This window comes from Roseibium aggregatum (genome assembly GCF_014692675.1).
Taxonomy (GTDB): Bacteria; Pseudomonadota; Alphaproteobacteria; order Rhizobiales; family Stappiaceae; genus Roseibium; species Roseibium aggregatum_C.
The window spans coordinates 89,381-107,070 of sequence record NZ_JABFCZ010000017.1; the positions used below are offsets into that span (position 1 = coordinate 89,381).

At 63.2% G+C, this 17,690-nt stretch carries 15 protein-coding genes and 1 pseudogene; 7 read left to right on the plus strand and 9 right to left on the minus strand.

The genetic code is table 11. From position 1 onward, the window contains the following. Window positions 1-221: 221 nt before the first annotated feature. On the plus strand, window positions 222-1,616 hold the full coding sequence (locus tag HK439_RS15955; protein WP_190292523.1) for an RtcB family protein: 1,395 nt from the start codon (window positions 222-224) through the stop codon (window positions 1,614-1,616). A 79-nt stretch (window positions 1,617-1,695) separates the two neighbouring features. Here HK439_RS15955 and HK439_RS15960 read toward each other — a convergent pair whose 3' ends face one another. From HK439_RS15960 to HK439_RS15995, 8 genes and pseudogenes are all read right to left on the minus strand, one after another. Then, a complete protein-coding gene (locus HK439_RS15960; protein WP_190292524.1) occupies window positions 1,696-2,850 on the minus strand; it encodes a Gfo/Idh/MocA family protein in 1,155 nt (384 codons plus the stop codon). 10 nt (window positions 2,851-2,860) lie between these two features. Further along, window positions 2,861-2,995, minus strand: a pseudogene (locus tag HK439_RS15965) (sugar phosphate isomerase/epimerase); the annotation flags it as partial. 44 nt (window positions 2,996-3,039) lie between these two features. Next, entirely contained in the window at window positions 3,040-4,935 is a 1,896-nt protein-coding gene (locus HK439_RS15970; protein ID WP_190292525.1) for a bifunctional sugar phosphate isomerase/epimerase/4-hydroxyphenylpyruvate dioxygenase family protein, read from the minus strand. Between the two features lie 6 nt (window positions 4,936-4,941). Continuing rightward, entirely contained in the window at window positions 4,942-5,874 is a 933-nt protein-coding gene (locus HK439_RS15975) for an alpha/beta hydrolase (RefSeq protein ID WP_190292526.1), read from the minus strand. Window positions 5,875-5,907: 33 nt separating this feature from the next. Beyond that, the gene (locus tag HK439_RS15980) at window positions 5,908-7,203 is read right to left on the minus strand and encodes a TRAP transporter large permease (RefSeq protein WP_190292527.1); all 1,296 of its coding nucleotides are present in this window, start codon (window positions 7,201-7,203) and stop codon (window positions 5,908-5,910) included. Continuing rightward, window positions 7,196-7,717, minus strand: coding sequence for a TRAP transporter small permease (locus tag HK439_RS15985; protein ID WP_209011864.1), 522 nt, complete (start codon window positions 7,715-7,717; stop codon window positions 7,196-7,198). The genes HK439_RS15980 and HK439_RS15985 overlap by 8 nt, the downstream gene beginning before the upstream one ends. A 70-nt stretch (window positions 7,718-7,787) precedes the next feature. Beyond that, window positions 7,788-8,774, minus strand: coding sequence for a TRAP transporter substrate-binding protein DctP (gene dctP, locus HK439_RS15990; protein WP_190292528.1), 987 nt, complete (start codon window positions 8,772-8,774; stop codon window positions 7,788-7,790). A 51-nt stretch (window positions 8,775-8,825) separates the two neighbouring features. Then, complete coding sequence (locus HK439_RS15995; RefSeq protein ID WP_190292529.1) at window positions 8,826-9,740, minus strand: shikimate dehydrogenase; 915 nt, start codon at window positions 9,738-9,740, stop codon at window positions 8,826-8,828. Between the two features lie 135 nt (window positions 9,741-9,875). Here HK439_RS15995 and HK439_RS16000 point away from each other — a divergent pair, with 135 nt between their 5' ends. From HK439_RS16000 to HK439_RS16010, 3 genes are all read left to right on the plus strand, one after another. After that, window positions 9,876-10,541 carry a TetR/AcrR family transcriptional regulator gene (locus tag HK439_RS16000; protein WP_209011866.1) on the plus strand — a complete coding sequence of 222 codons (666 nt, stop codon included), beginning with the start codon at window positions 9,876-9,878 and terminating at the stop codon, window positions 10,539-10,541. Window positions 10,542-10,795: 254 nt separating this feature from the next. After that, entirely contained in the window at window positions 10,796-11,200 is a 405-nt protein-coding gene (locus tag HK439_RS16005) for a hypothetical protein (RefSeq protein WP_190292531.1), read from the plus strand. A 157-nt stretch (window positions 11,201-11,357) separates the two neighbouring features. Beyond that, window positions 11,358-12,725, plus strand: coding sequence for a hypothetical protein (locus HK439_RS16010; protein WP_190292532.1), 1,368 nt, complete (start codon window positions 11,358-11,360; stop codon window positions 12,723-12,725). A 14-nt stretch (window positions 12,726-12,739) separates the two neighbouring features. Here HK439_RS16010 and HK439_RS16015 read toward each other — a convergent pair whose 3' ends face one another. Then, a complete protein-coding gene (locus tag HK439_RS16015; protein ID WP_190292533.1) occupies window positions 12,740-13,687 on the minus strand; it encodes a LysR family transcriptional regulator in 948 nt (315 codons plus the stop codon). 94 nt (window positions 13,688-13,781) lie between these two features. Here HK439_RS16015 and HK439_RS16020 point away from each other — a divergent pair, with 94 nt between their 5' ends. Genes HK439_RS16020 through tkt form a run of 3 tightly spaced genes read left to right on the plus strand, consistent with a single transcriptional unit; the run spans window position 13,782 to window position 17,675 of the window. Beyond that, window positions 13,782-14,792, plus strand: coding sequence for a class 1 fructose-bisphosphatase (locus HK439_RS16020; protein WP_419247590.1), 1,011 nt, complete (start codon window positions 13,782-13,784; stop codon window positions 14,790-14,792). Between the two features lie 11 nt (window positions 14,793-14,803). After that, the gene (locus HK439_RS16025) at window positions 14,804-15,676 is read left to right on the plus strand and encodes a phosphoribulokinase (RefSeq protein WP_190292534.1); all 873 of its coding nucleotides are present in this window, start codon (window positions 14,804-14,806) and stop codon (window positions 15,674-15,676) included. A 10-nt stretch (window positions 15,677-15,686) separates the two neighbouring features. Beyond that, on the plus strand, window positions 15,687-17,675 hold the full coding sequence (gene tkt, locus HK439_RS16030; RefSeq protein WP_190292535.1) for a transketolase: 1,989 nt from the start codon (window positions 15,687-15,689) through the stop codon (window positions 17,673-17,675). Window positions 17,676-17,690: the final 15 nt, after the last annotated feature.

Consider the following 17,690-nt stretch of genomic DNA (forward strand, 5'->3'; position numbering starts at 1 on the left):
CCCTTGTCGCCGCACTCGATTTTTCGCAGGACGAATGCCTGCGGGACTACAGGTAGACGCAGCCCGTTCATGCGGGTGGGCCAGGGTTATGGTCTCGTTTTCGGGACTATGACTGAGAGCCGTGAGGGTCCAAGTCCCTCCCGGGCGAAAGCACGGTGGCGGAATAAACGTCCCGCATTTCCTTGTCGTCCGACCGGGATTTGAACGCAGGATTAGGAACGATGACGGAAGTATTGAGCGGACAGGATCTGATCGACGCCGGGTGCTTGCAGGGCAAGTGGTTTGGCGAGGCATTGCGCGCAGCGAACGCCCTTCTTGAGGGCGGCTCCAGCCGCGAAGACGCGCTCGCCCACGCACTGACCTTCATGCCGCCTCCGCCGACACCGCTGCGTGTGGCCGGGGACCTGCCGTTTTACGAGAACATCATTGCCGAGACGCCGGAAGAGGAGGAGAACCTGCTTTCCGTGCGCGGATCCATGGCGGAACTGATGCGCACCCCGGTTATCAAGGCGGGTGCCGTGATGCCCGATGCCTGCCCGGCCGGGCCGGTCGGGACCATCCCCGTCGGTGGCGTGGCCGTGTCGGAAGCAATCCATCCGGGCATGCACTCGGCCGACATCTGCTGTTCCATGGCGATCTCCGTGTTTCCGCAGGTGTCGCCGGCAGCCCTGCTCGACGCGGTGAACGAGGTGACCCACTTCGGTCCGGGCGGGCGGCAGCGCGGCAAGCAGTTCCGCCCCGAGGCCGGCCTGATGGAACGGTTCGAGGCGAACGACTTCCTGCGTGACATCCAGAGTGCCGCGATCGAGCATTTCGGCACCCAGGGTGACGGCAACCACTTCGCCTTCGTCGGCACGATCGGGTCGACCGGCGAAACGGCCCTGGTCACCCACCACGGGTCGCGGGCGCCCGGCGCCCGGCTCTTTACCAAGGGCATGAAGGTCGCCGACCGGACGCGCCGGGACGTGTCTCCGGAGACCCTGAAGCAGAACGCCTGGATCGAGGCGGACACGGCGGAAGGGGACGCCTACTGGGAAGCGCTGCAGATCGTCCGGGCCTGGACGAAAGGCAACCACTACCTGATCCACGACATGGCGGCGGAGCGCCTGTCGGCGAAGGTGTCGGACCGGTTCTGGAACGAACACAATTTCGTCTTCCGCCGGCCGGACGGGCTCTTCTACCACGGCAAGGGGGCAACGCCCGCCTTTGCCGGCTGGGCGGAGGACGCGACGGACCTGACCCTGATCCCGCTGAACATGGCGGAGCCGGTCCTGATCGTCCGCGGCAAGGACTCAGCCAACGGTCTGGGTTTCTCGCCCCATGGCGCCGGGCGCAACTTTTCCCGCACCCGGCACAAGCGGCTCCAGGAAGGACGCCCCGAAGCGGATATCCTGGCGGAAGAGACGGAAGGGCTCGACGTCCGCTTCTTCATGGGCAAGGCGGATATTTCCGAGCTGCCGAGCGCCTACAAGAACGCGGCGTCGGTCCGGGCCCAGATCGAGCGCTACGGCCTTGCCGAGGTGGTCGATGAAGTGGTGCCTTACGGCTGCATCATGGCCGGCGACTGGCACCAGGACCCGCCGTGGCGGCGCAAGAAAAAGCAGCGCCCGGCGTGAACGAACAGACCGGTGAACCTTCGTCAGAAGGCTCACCGGTCATCACGTGTACAACGACCCAGGGCCGTTATCGGACTCTTTAGAGGCTTACCCAGGCCGCGTTGCGGGCCGAGGAGCGGACACAGGCGTCGATGAACCGCATGCCCTTCAGACCGTCCTCGATCCCGGGAACCAGGGTGTCGACCGGCGTGCCTTCCTGGTGCGCCCGAATGGCGTCCGCGGCCTCCCGGTAGAGATTGGCGAACCCTTCCAGGTAGCCTTCCGGATGGCCGGGCGGAATGCGGGTCGCGGGCGCGATGCTTGCCGACATGCCCGCACCACCCCTGGTCAGGATCCGGGCCGGCTGACCGAAGGGCGTGAACTGCAGCAGGTTGGGATTTTCCTGGTGCCATTCCAGTCCGCCCTTGTCTCCGTAGACGCGGATCTTCAGGCCGTTTTCATTGCCCGGCGCGACCTGCGAACACCACAGCATACCGCGCGCGCCGCCCTCGAACCGCAGCATCACATGGGCGTTGTCGTCGACCTGGCGTCCGGGGACGAAGGATTGCAGGTCCGCGGCCAGGCTTTCCGCCGTCAGCCCGGTGACGAAGCAGGCGAGGTTGAAGGCGTGGGTGCCGATATCGCCGGTGGAGCCGCCGGCGCCCGTGCGGGTCGGATCCGTGCGCCAGTCCGCCTGCTTGTTGTGCTGTTCCACCGTCAGCCAGTCCTGCGGATATTCCACCTGCACCACGCGTAAGGTGCCGAGCTCGCCGCTTTGCACCATCTCGCGCGCCTGGCGCACCATCGGGTAGCCGGTGTAGTTGTGGGTCAGGAAGAACAGCGCGCCGGAGGCTTCGGCAGCCTTGGCCAGCTTCTTCGCATCGGTGAGCGTCGAGGTCAGCGGCTTGTCGCAGATGACGTGAATGCCGCGTTTCAGAAACTCCCGCGCCGCCGGATAATGCATGTGGTTCGGGGTGACGATCGCCACCGCCTCGATGCCGGATTTCAGCCGGGCCTCCCGGATGGCCATCTGGCTGAAGGACGGGTAGATCCGGCTTTCCTCCAGACCGAGCGCGCGGCCCGATTCCAGGGCCTTTTCCGGCGTCGAGGACAAGGCGCCGGCGACGAGTTCGTAACGGCCGTCCAGGCGGGCGGCGATCCGGTGGACCGCGCCGATGAAGGCGTCCTTGCCGCCGCCGACCATGCCGAGACGGATCGGGCGGGTGCTGTCGGCAGCACTTCCTTGAATGGTCATTGCCTTACTCCTATCCGATACCCAGCATCTTCCGGTTGGCGGCCTCGTCCGTTCCGCCGCCGGCAAAGTCGTCGAAGGCCTTGGCCGCTATTTTGGAAAAGATCGCGCCGAAGTCCACATGGCCGTCGCCTGGCGGGCGGAACCGATCGCCGGATTTGCAGGCGAAACTGAATTCAACCGCAATTCTGACTATCCCCTCGGCATGCCCTTCACCCTGAGGTGGCGTTTCTGGGCGGCGATGCGGAAGGGGGCGTTGCCGGCGCCATAGCCGGCATAGCCGCCGCGGCGCTCGATGATCTCGAAGAAGAAACCCTCGCCGAAGAACGGGCTGTAGAGCTGGAAATACTCGCCGCCCTTTTCGTCCCGGTCGTAGAGGACGCCGTGGCTTTTCAGCCGGTCGAGGAAGGCATCGTCCAGCCCGAAACGGGCGTCGAGATCGTCGTAGTAGTTCGGCGAGATCACGAGCGGCCTGAAGCCGTTGATGGCAAGCGCATCGGCGGTGGCAAAGATATCCGCCGTCTCGAAGGCGAGATGCTGAACGGCGGAACCGAAATTCTCCGTCAGGAAGTGGCCGGCCAGGGTCTTACGGTTCTCCGCGCCGTTCAGCGTGATCCGTAAAGACCCTTCCGCATTCTCGATCGCCTGGCTGCGCACAAGGCCCGCCGGATCGACCACGTCCACCATCGGCGTCTTCACCGTCTCGAAGAGCGATGTGTAGAACAGGAGCCAGGTCAGCATCTCGTCGAAGGCCATGGTCTCGGCGATATGGTCGATGCGTAACAGATCCGCCGGCTCCGCCTTCCGCTCGTCGGAAACGGGAACGAACTCGATCTCCCACACCCGGGCAAGCTCACTTTTGCCGTCGATGAAATGCATCACCCCGCCGCCAAGGCCCCGGATGGCCGGGATGTTCAGTTCCCCCGGCCCGACCGGCTGTTCGAAGGGTTCCGCGCCAAGCGCCCGTGCCCGGTCCACCGTGGCCCTGGCGTCGGCGACCTTCAGGCCGATGTCGCAGACATTGGTGCCGTGTGTGACGTAGGAGGAATGGGCAAAGCCCGACTGTTCGGTGTTGAGTACGATGTTGATCTCGCCCTGGCGCCACAGGTCGACCTTCTTCGACACGTGCCGGCCGACCCGGGCAAAGCCGAGCGTGTGTAAAAGCGCGCCGAGATCGGCGGCCTCCTGTTCGCTTGCGGCGAATTCGACGAACTCGATCCCTGAGACCGCGATCCGGTCGGGCATCTCCGGCACCTCGATCCGGATGCCCGGCTCCTGCCGCTTCACCTGATCCATCAGGTAGACCAGGGAGCGGTGACCGTCGACGGAGATCGGCTTGGCCGAGCCGCCGCGGAACTGGTCGTTGAAGATCTCTAGCGAGATCACCCCGTCATAGCCGGTGGCGGCGACCGCGCGCATGAAGCCGGTCACATCCAGATCGCCTTCGCCGGGCATGTTGCGGAAGTGCCGGCTCCAGTAGAGCAGGTCCATGTCGATCTTCGGCGCGTCCGCCAGCTGGACGAAGAAGATCCGGTCGCCGGGAATGGAGCGGATCGTCTCCGGGTCGATCTTGCGGGCAAGCGTGTGGAAGCTGTCGAGGATCAGGCCGACGTTGGGATGATCGGCCCTGCGGACGATCTCCCAGGCATCCCGGTGATCGCTGACATGCCGGCCCCAGGCGAGCGCCTCGTAGCCGACCTTGATGCCATGCTTCGCCGCCCGTTCGCCAAGCTCGCGGAAGTCGTCGGCCGCCCGGTCGATGCCGCCGAGCGACAGCGGCGAGACGTTGGAGCAGATCAACACCAGGTCGGTGCCAAGCTCCCCCATCAGGTCGAACTTGCGTTCCGCCCGCTCGAAAGCCCGTGTCCGCTGTGGCTCCGGCATACCCTCGAAGTCCCGGAACGGCTGGAACAGGGAGATCTCCAGACCGTGGTCGCGCACCATTTGACCGACCTCGCGCGGGCTGGCGTCGAAGGCGAGGAAATCGTTCTCGAAGATCTCCACCCCGTCGAACCCGGCCGCCGCAATCGCGGCAAGCTTCTCCGCAAGATCACCCGAAATCGAGACGGTCGCTATCGCGGTCTTCATGGCGGGTCACTCCGTGGCGTAGCAGCCGGCGAGCCAGGCGCACATGCGGGCGAGGCTGTCGCGGGAGGCCGCGCAATATTCCATGGCGCGCAGATAGCCGTGGATCAGGCCCTCGCCTTTATCGAACTCTACCGGCACGCCGGCGGCGCGGAGCTTGTCGGCATAGGTGGTGCCGTCGTCGCGCAGCGGATCGTACTGCGCCACGGCGATATAGGCCTGCGGCAGCCCGGCGTGACTTTCCGCGAGCGACGGGGCCGCGAGCGGATTTTTCCGGTCTTCCTCGTTCGGACAGTAATTGGCATTGACCGTCGGCATGCCGGCGACCTTCAGGAGCGGCGCATCGGCGTTCTCCTTGTAGGACGGCTTGCTCATGTCGAAATCCGTGCCAGGGTAGATCAGCAGCTGCGCCATCGGGGCATAGGCGGTGCCACGCAAGGCGATCGTCATGGCCGCGGCAAGGTTGCCGCCGGCGCTGTCGCCGCCAACCGCGATCCGGTCGGGATCGATACCGAGATCGGCGGCATTGTCCTTGACCCACTTGACCGCGTCCCGGCACTCGTGGACGGCCTGCGGAAACGGATGTTCTGGCGCAAGCGCATAATCGACGCTGACCACGGTCTGGCTGTTGGCGGCCGCAATCCGCATGGTGATGTCCGCATGGGTCATCGGGCTGCCCTGCGCCCAGGCCCCGCCGTGCATGTAGACGAGGCAGGGCTGGGTGCCGCCGTCGTCGTGCCGGTCGATCCTGACCAGCACATTGCGTTTCTCGCAAGGCACGAAGCGGACGGAAGAGGTCACGCCTTCGGGCCGGGGAAGGCGCATACGTTCGGCGATATATTCGAACAGAAGCCGCCGCTCCTTCGGCGAGGCATTGGCCGGCAGCACCGACCAGCCTTCGTCCCAGACCGAAAGAAAGGCGTCCAGTTCAGGATTAATCATCTGAAATTCCTCAAATATTAGCCTGGCGTCCGCCTAGCCCGTGTAGCCGAGCATCCGCGGCAGAAAGAGCACGAAATCCGGCACGAAGGTGATGAAGGCGAGTGCTGCGAACAGCGCGATGATGAAAGGGACGAGGTCGCGCACGACCCGCGCCAGCGGTTGTTTGGTTATGTTGGCCACGATGAACAACAAGAGCCCGTAGGGCGGGGTAATCAGCCCCAGCATGGCATTGACCACGACCACCACGCCGAAATGCACCAGATCGATTCCGAGCGCCTGGGCGGTGGGAATGAAGATCGGTGCGATGATCAAGAGGATCGCGCCGGCCTCGATGATGCAGCCGAGCGCCAGGAACAGCACGTTGATCGCGAGCAGGAAGCCCCATTTCGACAGTTCGAACTGGGCCATGAAATCCGCAATGGAATTGGGGACGTTTTCGCGGGTGATCACGTAGTTGAAGGTGAGTGCACCGGCAATGAGAATGCCGACGGTCGCGGTCGATCGGGCGCTGTTCAGAAGCGTCGAATAGAACTGGCCGGCGGAGACCGACCGGTAGACCACGACCGAAATGACGAGAGCATAGAAGGCTGCGACCGCGGCCGCCTCGGTCGGGGTCATGATGCCGCCGTAGATGCCACCCAGCAGGATGACCGGCAGCATCAGCGCCGGAAAGGCCTGCACCGTGACGTTGGGCATTTCCGAAAGCGGCACGCTGTCATCGACCGGGAAATTGCGACGGCGGGCAATGACCGTGTTCATCACAGCAAGGACAAGGCCCATCAGCAGGCCGGGCGCCATGCCGGCCGCGAACAGGTAGCCGATCGACTGGTCGGAGACGAGCGCATAGAGCACCATCGGAATGGAGGGCGGAATGATCGGGCCGATCGTTGCCGTCGCCGCGGTGATCGCGGCCGAATAGCTGGCCGTGTATTTGCCGTCCTTGGTCATCATGCCGATGATGATCCGCCCCATGCCGACCGCATCCGCGACCGCCGAACCCGACATGCCGGAAAAGATCAGCGACGAGACCACGTTGACGTGGCCGAGCCCGCCGCGGAACCGGCCGACCAGTGCCTGGCAGAACCGGAGCAGGCGGTCCGCCAGGCTGCCGACGTTCATGATGTCTGCGGCCAGGATGAACAGCGGGATCGCGAGCAGCGTGTAGCTGTTGAACAGGCCCTGCAGCAGTGTTTCGGCGGCGATCGACGGATCGAAGCCCTTCAGGATCAGGTACAGGGTGGAGCCGCAGATCATGGCAAGGCCGATTGACAGGCCCGAAAGGGCCAGGGCGATGATCAGGATCAGGGAGAGAAGGAACGGATCAGTCATAGTCGTGCATTTCCGACGCCGCGCCGACGGCATATTTGGGGTGGTTTCCGTTGAGGCCGTGCCAGGCGCTGATCAGCGACCGGATGATGACGGAAAGGGCGAAGGGGATGTAGATCATGAAGACGTAGTCGAACCGGATCTGCATGTAGGCGGTCCGTTCGATGGACATGAAGGTCACGTAGTCCCAGACATCGGGGAGCGTCCAGAGGAAGATGCCGGCGCAGACCAGGCCGGAAAAGACATCCATGATCCGCTGGACTGCCACCGGAACCGAGCCGTAGACGATGTCCAGCCGGATCACGTCATCCTCCTTCACGACGAAGGCGTAACCGAACAGGATGCCCCACAGCCAGGCGATGGAGACATATTCGACCGTCCAGCCGAGCGGCAGGTTGAGCACGTATCGGAAGACGATCTGGATCAGAAAGCTGACAAAAAGGCTTGCCAGCACGAGCGCGAGGATGTTCTCGGCTCTGCTGTAGAGGAATTCGATTGATCTGGTCACGCTGGGCACGGGGAAGCATCCGGTTCAGAGAGTGAGGACCCGGCCTTCACCGCCGGGTCCCTGACGTTTGCTGCGCGGTTTACTCCGCGTTGATCTTGTCGATCAGGCCTTTCGGCCAGTCCTCGGAAAACTTGGAATCCGCATAGGCCGCCAGGACATGATTGCGGAACGCGTCGATGTCCGGCGTGTAGACCTGAAGGCCCTGTTCCTTGAAGAAGTCGACCAGTTCGCCCTCGCGTTTGCGGGTGACCGCGTCCAGCGCGTTCTGGAAGTTGATCGAGCACTCCTGCACCTTGGCCTGCTGCGCCGGCGTCAGGCTGTTCCACTTCGACAGGGATATGGAATGCTGGTTGTTGGCGATCAGGTGGCCGGTCAGGATGATCTGGTCCGTCACCTCGTAGAACTTCATGTCCTTGTCGGTCGGCAGCGGATTGTCTTGACCGTCGATGGCGCCGGTCTGAAGCGCGGTATAGACCTCGGTGAAGGCCATCGGCGTCGGGTTGGCGCCAAGGGCCTCGCCGACGAACTGCCATCCCTCGCCGCCGGGCATGCGCAGCTTGACGCCTGCCAGGTCCGCCGGGGTCATGATCTTCTTGTCGCCCCTCAGGTTCAGATGGCGGGTGCCGATATAGGGGTTCGACAGCACCTTGACCTTGGCCTTGTCCTCGATCTCCTTCATCAGGCCGTCGAGCGCACCGGAGGCCCAGACTTTCCGCATATGATCGTAATCGCGGTAGAGATAGGCGGCGCCGAGAATGCTGGTCGAGGGCACCTGGTTGTAGAAGTCGTAGATGGCGAGGTTCGCCATATCCAGGTTGCCGCGCTGCATGGCGGTCAGTTCTGTGCCCTGCTTGAACAGGGTCGCGCCGTGATAATCCTTGAACTCGAACTCGTCGCCCAGGCACTTGCCGAAGCTTTCGCGCAGGATCTGCGTGCGGTCGTCATTTTCCGGAACGGTGTCCGAATAGATGATTTCGACCTTGTCGGCCGCCAGGGCCGCCTTGAGCGGCATCGCCACCGAGGTGAGCGCGACACACCCCGCGGCCAGTTTCCATAAAGTCTGCATTGTTTCCTCCCATTGCAGTTTCTGCACCGTTTTGAATTTTCCTCCGGCCGGTCAGGTGCCTGGTGCCGGCCGTTTGAATTCGGTCACCTCTCCCTGCAGGTGACCGGGCAAATCGAAGGAGTTGAACGTTGCTTCCATTCGCGAAATATCGGGCTTGATGCCGGTGAACAGTTCGAACGCCCGGACAGCCTGGAAAACCGCCATTCCCGAGCCCGGCAGTGTCCGGCATCCGCGTGCTCGTGCATGGGCCAGGAGCTCGGTCTCGAGCGGGAAATAGACGATGTCTGCGACCCATAGGGCCGGATCGAGCAGATCTGCGGGAAACGGAGAACCCGGGGTCTTGGCCATCCCGACAGGCGTGGCGTTCACCAGGCCGTCGAGGCCGCGCATGGCCTCCGCATCGATCCGTTCGATCGGTCGCGCAATGATGTCCGGCCGGTTCGCGCAAACCTGCTCCGCCAATCTTTCCGACCGGTCAGCTTCGGCGTCGAAAATGCGCAGTTCCCGGACGCCGCAATCCGCAAGGGCATGGGCTACGGCGGCGCCCGCGCCGCCGGCGCCGATCAGGACCACACGCTCCCGCGCGGTGCCGTCCATGTTGCGGCGAAAGCTTTCGGCAAAACCCCAAAGGTCGGTGTTGTGGCCGTACCGGCGTCCGTTGCGGAAGACGACCGTATTGACGGATCCGATGGCGGCCGCATTCGGCGACAGCTCGTCAAGCATCGGAACGATGTCAATCTTGAAGGGATAGGTGACATTGAGACCGTTGAACCCGGTCATCTCTGCGGCGCGGACAATGTCGCTCAGGTCCGGCGAGGACCCGCCGAAGGCGTCGAGATCGATGATTTGATAGATGGCGCGCATGCCGAGCGCTTCGGCCTCGGCCATATGCATTTCGGGTGTCCTGGAGCGCGCAATGCCGCGCCCGACCAGCCCTGCCAACAACGTTCCGCCCGCGCCGCTCACGCGTCGCTCCTCCCGCAATTTTTATTCATTGAGCGCAAAATGAACCAACTGGTTAATTGAGTCAATCACTTTGTACTAGATAGTTAAATTGCTATGGTGTCCGCCCCGCCTCTGGGGTAGAAAGAAGCCATGGCTATGGATGATTCTTTGACGTCAGAAACCGGTACGAACCGCGCCCGCTGGAAGCAGGACCCGGAGGGGGTCCGGGCCGATATTCTCGCCGTCGCTCTGGAGGAGTTTTCGCGCAACGGCCTGTCCGGCGCGCGCATGGATGACATCGCCGCCAAGACGCGGACGTCGAAGCGGATGATCTATTACTATTTCGGCGACAAGGAGGGCCTTTACCGCAAGGCGCTCGAGGCGGCTTACAAAAAGGTGCGTAAAGGCGAGGAGGAGCTCGACCTGGAACACCTTCCACCGAAGGCGGCGCTGGAACGGCTCGTGGGATTCACCTTCGACCATCACCGGAAAAATCCGGATTTCATTCGTCTCGTGATGATTGAAAACATCCACCACGGCCGCTTTCTGGAACAGTCCGACGCGATCAAAAAGCTCAATGAGGCCGCGATCTCACAGATCCGGAACATTTATGACAAGGGCGTCCGGGACGGTGTCTTTCGCGCCGGCCTCACCCCGTTGCGCATCCACTGGCTGATCTCTGCCATCAGCTTCTTCAACGTGTCGAACGCGAGGACCTTCTCCCTGCTGTTCGGCAACGATCTGCAGACAGAGGCCGGTCAGGCCTGCCTGTCGGCGGATGCCTGCCAGACCGTCCTCAAGTTCGTCTCGAAGGAAGGCTGATCGCATATCTCGAATCAAGCCTGTTCTGCTCCGGTTAAATCTTGACATTTTAACTCAGGTATTTTTAGAAAACTGTTAGAGCCCACAGGCTCGATCTCCAATCTTCCGTGCGAGCAAGCCGATTGCCAGCCAGCACTTCATCGCCCGCGTGCGGACGCTTGCCTTCCGTCGGGAAGGTTCCGTCCGAGTATCGCCGGCCACCAGATGAAGGCTTGCCCGCAATGCGACACCTTTTGAAATCCTGCGCTCTCACGATGTTTCTGCTTCTGATGTCCTGCCTGACGGCTGAGGCCCAGGACGGCAGGCCTGCCGACCGCTTCGACCTGCAACTGAACCGGTTGAGCCCGTCCGGCCAGGGCTGTCTGATGACCTTCGTGGTGCGCAATGGCTTGCCCGCGCGTCTCGAAAAGTCCGCCTTCGAGATGGTGATCTTCAACGGGGAGGGGTTGGTGGAACGCATGACCGTGTTCGATTTCGGTGCGCTTCCGGCTGGCAAGACAGTCGTCCGCCAGTTCGAAATGCAGAACATGGCCTGTGAAGGGATCGGCCGGATCCTCGTCAACGGCGCGAAGGCCTGCACGGGCGAGGGGATTGCGCCGGATACCTGCATTGATGCCCTGACGGCGGAAAGCAGGGCCGAAGTCCCGTTCGGCAGCTGACGCGAACCGACATCCGGTGACCTGCAAGTCTCTTTCGAAAAAGGTCTTTTCCCGCCTGATACCTATCCCTTTGTAAACGGATCGATTCTAATATCCTTTCACGGAGAGGCGGATGGCTGACAGGCTCCGCGGAACACTTTCTTGCAAGGGGTGGGACTTGACGAAACCGGCAGCCAGGATGTCCTCGGAGACCGTCTTCCCGACGATGGCCGCGGTCGTGGCCGGATACGTCATGGTGATCGGCAATCTGGCCGGTTTCAAGCTGCCGCCCGTCATCTGGGTTCTGATCTTCGCCGTCTATTTCGCCTCCAGCTTTCGGTTCCTGAAGCGCGGCGGGCTGATCGTCATTGCGATCGCCGTCGCCCTCTACGGCCTTGCCTGGGTCTACACCGGCGAAGCCGGCCTGAAAGGCCTGTCGAGCGCGGGCTTCCTGTTCATTTTCCTGATGGTCATGCAGCATATGGCGGATCTTGCCGCCCGCTCGCCCAGGATCGCCGAGGCGGCCGAGCTGATCGTCTCCCGCCCGCCGGGCCAGCGCTATCTGTTCGTGACCTTCGGGACCCACGTCTTCGCCCTGTTCCTTAACATCGGCGCGGTGATCCTGATCACGACCCTTTTGTCCTCCCGCCTGAAGGGGGCGGGAGAAAGCAGCCAGCGCTCCCTGGCGATCGCAAGCTCGCGCGGGTTCGCCTCCACGGCCCTGTGGTCGCCCGTCTCCTTATGTTCGCTGATCGTCTTCACCCATGTCACCGGCGTGACCTACGCCGAGTTCGTGCCTTACGGCATCCTGTGCATGCTGTTTTTCCTGATGACCGGCTACTGGCTCGAACGGGGCCGCCGCTCCGCCGTGGTCAACACCGAAGGCCTGTCCCTTGACGACACGTTCAAGCTGCTCAGGGTCGTCGGGCTCGCCATGGTTCTGGTCGTCGGCGGTCTTCTGTGGGTGTCCGTGTTCGACGTCCGCCTGATCGAGGCGATGTTCAGTGTCGTCTTCATCCTCGGCGCGATCTGGACCGTCCTGTTCGTCCGGGCCGGCCACACCAATGTCCGCTCCCTGGTGAAGGACTATGCCCGGGCCACCTCGGGACTGGCAAACGAGACGGCGATAATTTCCGGCGCAACGGTGATCGGCGCCGCTGCATCGAGCCTTGTCGGCCAATGGGTCGGCTTCCAGGGAGAACTTTCGGCGGTTACCGCCACATGGGTCGCCGCCGTCATTCCCGTGACCGTTTTCGCCGCCGGCCTTCTGGCGATCAATCCGGTGGTGACCGTGACGGTCCTGGCCAGTTCGCTCAATCCGGTCTGGCCGGATGCGGCGAAGATGATCCTGGTGCTGGCCATGTCCTGGGGCTGGTCGATTTCCGGCGGAGGCACCCCCTTCACCGCCAATGTGGCCATCGCCGCGCAGAAGTTTGGCCAGACCGGGTTCACGGTCGCCATGAAATGGAACGGCATGTTCCTGGCGCTGATGCTTTCCATCGCCACGCTTGCCGCCGCGGCCGGTATGGTCTGGCTCGCCGGCTGACTGGTCGCCACAGCCTAGCTTTTCAGGATGTCCCGGATTTCTTCCAGATGCAGCAGGCGGCTGCTTTGCTCGCGGATCGCCGTCAGGATTCGCTCCGCAGCCCCGGTGGGTTTCTCGTCCGCCCGATGCAGCACGAACCATTGCCGGACGATCGGAAGGTTCTTCGCGTGGATCAGCGCAAGCCTGCCGGATTTCAGTTCTTCCGCGGCTGTGTGGATCGAGATCAGTGCAATGCCCAGGCCTGCGATGGCTGCCTGCTTGATGGTCTCGTTGGAATCCATTTCCGTATAGGTGAACGGCCGTCCTTCGCCGAACTGGTCGAGAAAGCGCATGGACAGGATTCGCGTGCCGGATCCCTGTTCGCGCATCAGGAAGTGCTCCGCGAGCACCTGGTCCGCGCTTGCCTCGCGAACCTTAGTCAGCGGGTGGTCGGGACTGGCGATCAGCACATGGGGATGGTCGCCGATGCCGTAGGCCTCGACTCCCGGCTGCCGCGGCGGCCGGCCCATGATGGCCAGGTCGATCTGGCCTGTGTCGAGCGCCGATATGATGGAATCCCGGTTGCCGATCTGCAGCACGACCTCGATATCGGGAAACTGCTTCTTCAGGCTGGCGACAATCGACGGGGCGAAATACTTGCCCGTGCTGACCACGCCGAGAATGACCGTGCCGGCAAGGCCCCGCTTCAGGCTGTCGATGGTCTGGGCCGCCTTTCCGAGCGCCGCCGATGCCTTCCGATAGGCCGTCAGCAGGACGGCGCCTTCCGCCGTGGCTTCGAAGGTGCCGTGGCTGTTGCGGGTCAACATGGCGCAGCCGAAGGTCTCGTCCAGGGCCTTCAGTTGGCTGTGCACGGCCGGCGGCGTCAGCGCCAGCGACTCCGCGGCACTGCTTATGGACCCGTAATGGGCGACGGCCTCAAGAGCCCGCAACTGTTTGAAGGTAAGGGCGTTTAGTGGAGTCATTCAGAAAAATTTAATCCGAGTTTCGAAAGTTTAAATTTTCCTAACAACCGAAATCGTGAATATCAAGGCCTGTCACAAGAAAGGACGGGAGGCCTTGGCAATGACAATGACCGGCAAAACGCCGCTGGAAGGTGCGCCGGAGCGATTTCAGGCTCCGATGAGCGCCCTGTGCAAGGTTGCTCGCGATCTCTCCAGAAAGATTGCGCTGGGCCCCTTGGCCGGCGAACTGGGCGCGGAGGTCGGCAGCAACCTCGGCGGCGATACCCAGAAGGCGCTCGACGTTCTGGCGGACGAGGCTTTCGTGGCTGCCCTGGCCGGGTCCGGTGTCCGCTGGTACGCCTCTGAAGAACGCGACGACGTTCTGGAAATCGATAACGACGGCGCGCTTGCCCTGGCGATCGACCCGCTCGACGGCTCTTCCAACATCGATGTGAACGTCTCCATCGGCACGATCTTTTCCATCTACGAGGCGAAACCCGAGCCGGAAGCCTCCTTCCTGCGCCCGGCGATCGAACAGATCGTGGCGGGCTATTTCATCTACGGCCCGCAGACGGCGCTGATTGTCACCTTCGGTGAGGGCGTGCGCCACTATGTGCTCGACCCCGAAGACCGGGAATTCAAGCTGGTCAATCCGGCCCTGACCATCCCGTCGAAGTCCACCGAATTCGCCATCAACGCGTCCAACTACCGGCATTGGTCCAAGCCGATCCGGGCCTATATCGACGACTGCCTGGCCGGCGATCAGGGTCCGCGGGCAAAGAATTTCAATATGCGCTGGGTCGCCTCCCTTGTAGCGGAGACCCATCGCATCATGAGCCGGGGCGGGATCTTTCTCTATCCCGCTGATGCCCGTCCCGGTTATGAACACGGCCGCCTGCGCATGGTCTACGAATGCGCACCGATCGCCATGCTGGTCGAACAGGCCGGCGGCAAGGCGACGACAGGCCCGGACCGGCTTCTGCCCCAGGCGGCGGAAACCCTTCACGGGCGCATCCCCCTGATCTTCGGGTCGGCCGACAAGGTCGACCGTGTGGCGGCCTATTACGACCTGCCCGATCAGGAAGTGTCCGCCCTCTTCGGTTCCCGCGGCCTGTTCCGCGGCTAAGGAAATTTTCAATGTCCAAGAAACATCCGATCATTTCGGTCACGGGTTCGTCCGGGGCCGGCACCACCACCGTCAAGGCGACCTTCGACCAGATCTTCCGCCGCGAGGGCATCAATGCCGTGTCCATCGAGGGCGACGCCTTTCACCGCTATGACCGCATGGCGATGAAGGCCGAACTGGACAAGCGCAAGGCCGCGGGCGACGCGACCTTCAGCCACTTTTCCTATGACGCAAACGTACTCGACAAGCTGGAAGAGGTGTTCCGCAGCTATTCGGAGACCGGCACCGGCGCGACCCGGCACTATGTCCATGATGATGCGGAAGCCGAAAAATGGGGCGTCGCACCGGGCAACTTCACCGAGTGGGCGCCGCTGGAAGAAGGGTCCGATCTTCTCTTTTATGAAGGGCTGCATGGCGCCGTCGTCAATGACGAGGTCAACCTGGCCGCCCTGGCGGACCTGAAGATCGGCGTTGTTCCGGTGATCAATCTGGAGTGGATCCAGAAGATCCACCGGGACAAGGCGAGCCGCGGCTATACCACCGAGGCCGTCACCGACACGATCCTGCGCCGGATGCACGCCTATGTGCATTGCATCTGCCCGCAGTTCATCGAAACGGATGTCAATTTCCAGCGCGTGCCGGTGGTCGACACCTCCGACCCGTTCGTTGCCCGCTGGATTCCGACCGCCGATGAAAGCCTGGTGGTGATCCGCTTCAAGAACCCGCGCGGCATCGACTTCCCCTATCTGACTTCGATGATCCACGACAGCTGGATGACGCGGGCGAATTCCATCGTCATCCCGGGCGGCAAGCTCGATCTGGCCATGCAGCTCATTTTCACGCCGATGGTTATTCGGCTTGTCCATGAATCCAAGCGTGCGTGAGGAAAACCCGATGAACCAGCAAACCAAGATCACAGCGTCTGAAGACCTGATGGCCAATGCCGTGCGCGCGCTCGCCATGGACGCGGTCCAGGCAGCCAACTCCGGCCATCCCGGCGCGCCCATGGGCCTCGCCGATGTCGCCACCGTCCTGTTCAACCGCTTCATGAGCATCGATCCGTCGGATCACACCTGGCCCGACCGCGACCGCTTCGTGCTTTCCGCCGGCCACGGGTCGATGCTGCTTTATGCGATCAACCACCTGCTCGGCTATGACGACATGGACATCGAGCAGATCAGGAACTTCCGCCAGCTTGGGTCGCGCACCGCCGGGCATCCCGAATACGGTCACGCCAAGGGCATCGAGACCACCACCGGACCGCTCGGCCAGGGCATTTCCACTGCCGTCGGCATGGCGCTGGCGGAGCGCATGCACAACGCCCGCTTCGGCACCGATCTCGTCGATCACTACACCTATGTGATCGCCGGCGACGGCTGCCTGATGGAAGGCATCAGCCACGAGGCCATCGACTTTGCGGGCCATCTCGGCCTCGGCCGGCTGATCGTCTTCTGGGACGACAATCAGATCACCATCGACGGCAAGACCGATCTCTCCACCTCTACCGACCAGAAGAAGCGGTTCGAAGCCGCCGGCTGGCATGTGCTCTCCGTCGACGGTCATGACAAGGACGCCATCGCCGGGGCCATCGAAGCCGCCCGGGCCGATGCCCGGCCGTCCATGATCGCCTGCCGGACCGTGATCGGCTTCGGCGCGCCCAACAAGCAGGGCACATCGGCAACCCACGGCTCTCCGCTCGGGGCCGATGAAGTGGCCGCGGCCCGGGAAACCCTGCACTGGCCCCATCAGCCTTTCGTGATCCCGGACGAAGTCTATGCCGCATGGCGCGACATTGCCGTGCGTGGCGCGACGGCGCGGGCGAAGTGGATCGCCCGTCTGGAAACCTCCGGGAAGGCCGAGGCATTCGAGGCGTCGCTCGACCTGCCGGACGGGAAAACCCTGGGTGCCGCAATGACGGCCTACAAGGACAAATTGCTCACTGAGGCGCCGAAGGTCGCGACCCGCAAGGCCTCCGAAATGGCGCTGGAAGTGATCAACGCCACCCTGCCGAACACCATCGGCGGCTCCGCCGACCTGACCGGCTCCAACAACACCCGCACCAGGGACATGGTGCCGGTGAGCCGGGCGAACTACGGCGGCGACTACATCCACTACGGCATTCGCGAGCACGGCATGGCCGCGGTGATGAACGGCATTTCGCTCCACGGCGGCTTCGTGCCCTATGGCGGCACCTTCCTGGTCTTTGCCGACTACTGCCGCCCGGCGATCCGCCTGTCGGCGCTGATGGAACAGCCGGTCACCTATGTCATGACCCATGATTCCATCGGTCTCGGCGAAGACGGTCCGACCCATCAGCCGGTCGAAACGCTGGCGGGCCTGCGCTCCATGCCGAACCTGAACGTCATCCGTCCGGCCGATGCGCTGGAGACGGCGGAAGCCTGGGAAATCGCGGTCGCCTCCGAGGCGACGCCGACCATGCTCTGCCTGTCGCGACAGAACCTGCCGATGGTGCGCAAGGAACGGTCTTCTGAAAACCTGACCGCCCGCGGCGCCTATCTGCTGCGCGACCCGGACCGGCGCGACGTCACCCTGATTGCCACCGGCTCGGAAGTCTCGCTGGCGCTGGACGCCGCCGACCGGCTTGCCGAGGACGGCATCCAGGCAGCCGTTGTCTCGGCCCCCTCATTCGAACTCTTCGCGAAACAGCCGGCCGCCTACCGAGAAAAGGTTCTGGGCGCCGCCCCGCGTGTCGGTGTGGAAGCGGCCGTCGCCGATGGCTGGCACCGCTGGCTCGGCAGCTGGAGCGCCTTCGTCGGCATGGACGGCTTCGGCGCATCGGCTCCGGCGGAGGAACTTTACGAGCACTTCGGCATCACTCCATCCGCGGTCGTGACGGCTGCGAAATCACTGCTATCCGCTTGACCGGGAGGACTTGAA

Bases quoted from the DNA above. Each gene is read 5' to 3' on its own strand.
- HK439_RS15970 (WP_190292525.1), bottom strand. From the start codon at position 4,935: ATGAAGACCGCGATAGCGACCGTCTCGATTTCGGGTGATCTTGCGGAG.
- HK439_RS16015 (WP_190292533.1), bottom strand. From the start codon at position 13,687: ATGACTCCACTAAACGCCCTTACCTTCAAACAGTTGCGGGCTCTTGAG.
- HK439_RS16000 (WP_209011866.1), top strand. From the start codon at position 9,876: ATGGATGATTCTTTGACGTCAGAAACCGGTACGAACCGCGCCCGCTGG.
- HK439_RS15960 (WP_190292524.1), bottom strand. From the start codon at position 2,850: ATGACCATTCAAGGAAGTGCTGCCGACAGCACCCGCCCGATCCGTCTC.
- HK439_RS15980 (WP_190292527.1), bottom strand. From the start codon at position 7,203: ATGACTGATCCGTTCCTTCTCTCCCTGATCCTGATCATCGCCCTGGCC.
- HK439_RS16025 (WP_190292534.1), top strand. From the start codon at position 14,804: ATGTCCAAGAAACATCCGATCATTTCGGTCACGGGTTCGTCCGGGGCC.
- dctP (WP_190292528.1), bottom strand. From the start codon at position 8,774: ATGCAGACTTTATGGAAACTGGCCGCGGGGTGTGTCGCGCTCACCTCG.
- HK439_RS15975 (WP_190292526.1), bottom strand. From the start codon at position 5,874: ATGATTAATCCTGAACTGGACGCCTTTCTTTCGGTCTGGGACGAAGGC.
- HK439_RS16005 (WP_190292531.1), top strand. From the start codon at position 10,796: ATGTTTCTGCTTCTGATGTCCTGCCTGACGGCTGAGGCCCAGGACGGC.
- tkt (WP_190292535.1), top strand. From the start codon at position 15,687: ATGAACCAGCAAACCAAGATCACAGCGTCTGAAGACCTGATGGCCAAT.
- HK439_RS15955 (WP_190292523.1), top strand. From the start codon at position 222: ATGACGGAAGTATTGAGCGGACAGGATCTGATCGACGCCGGGTGCTTG.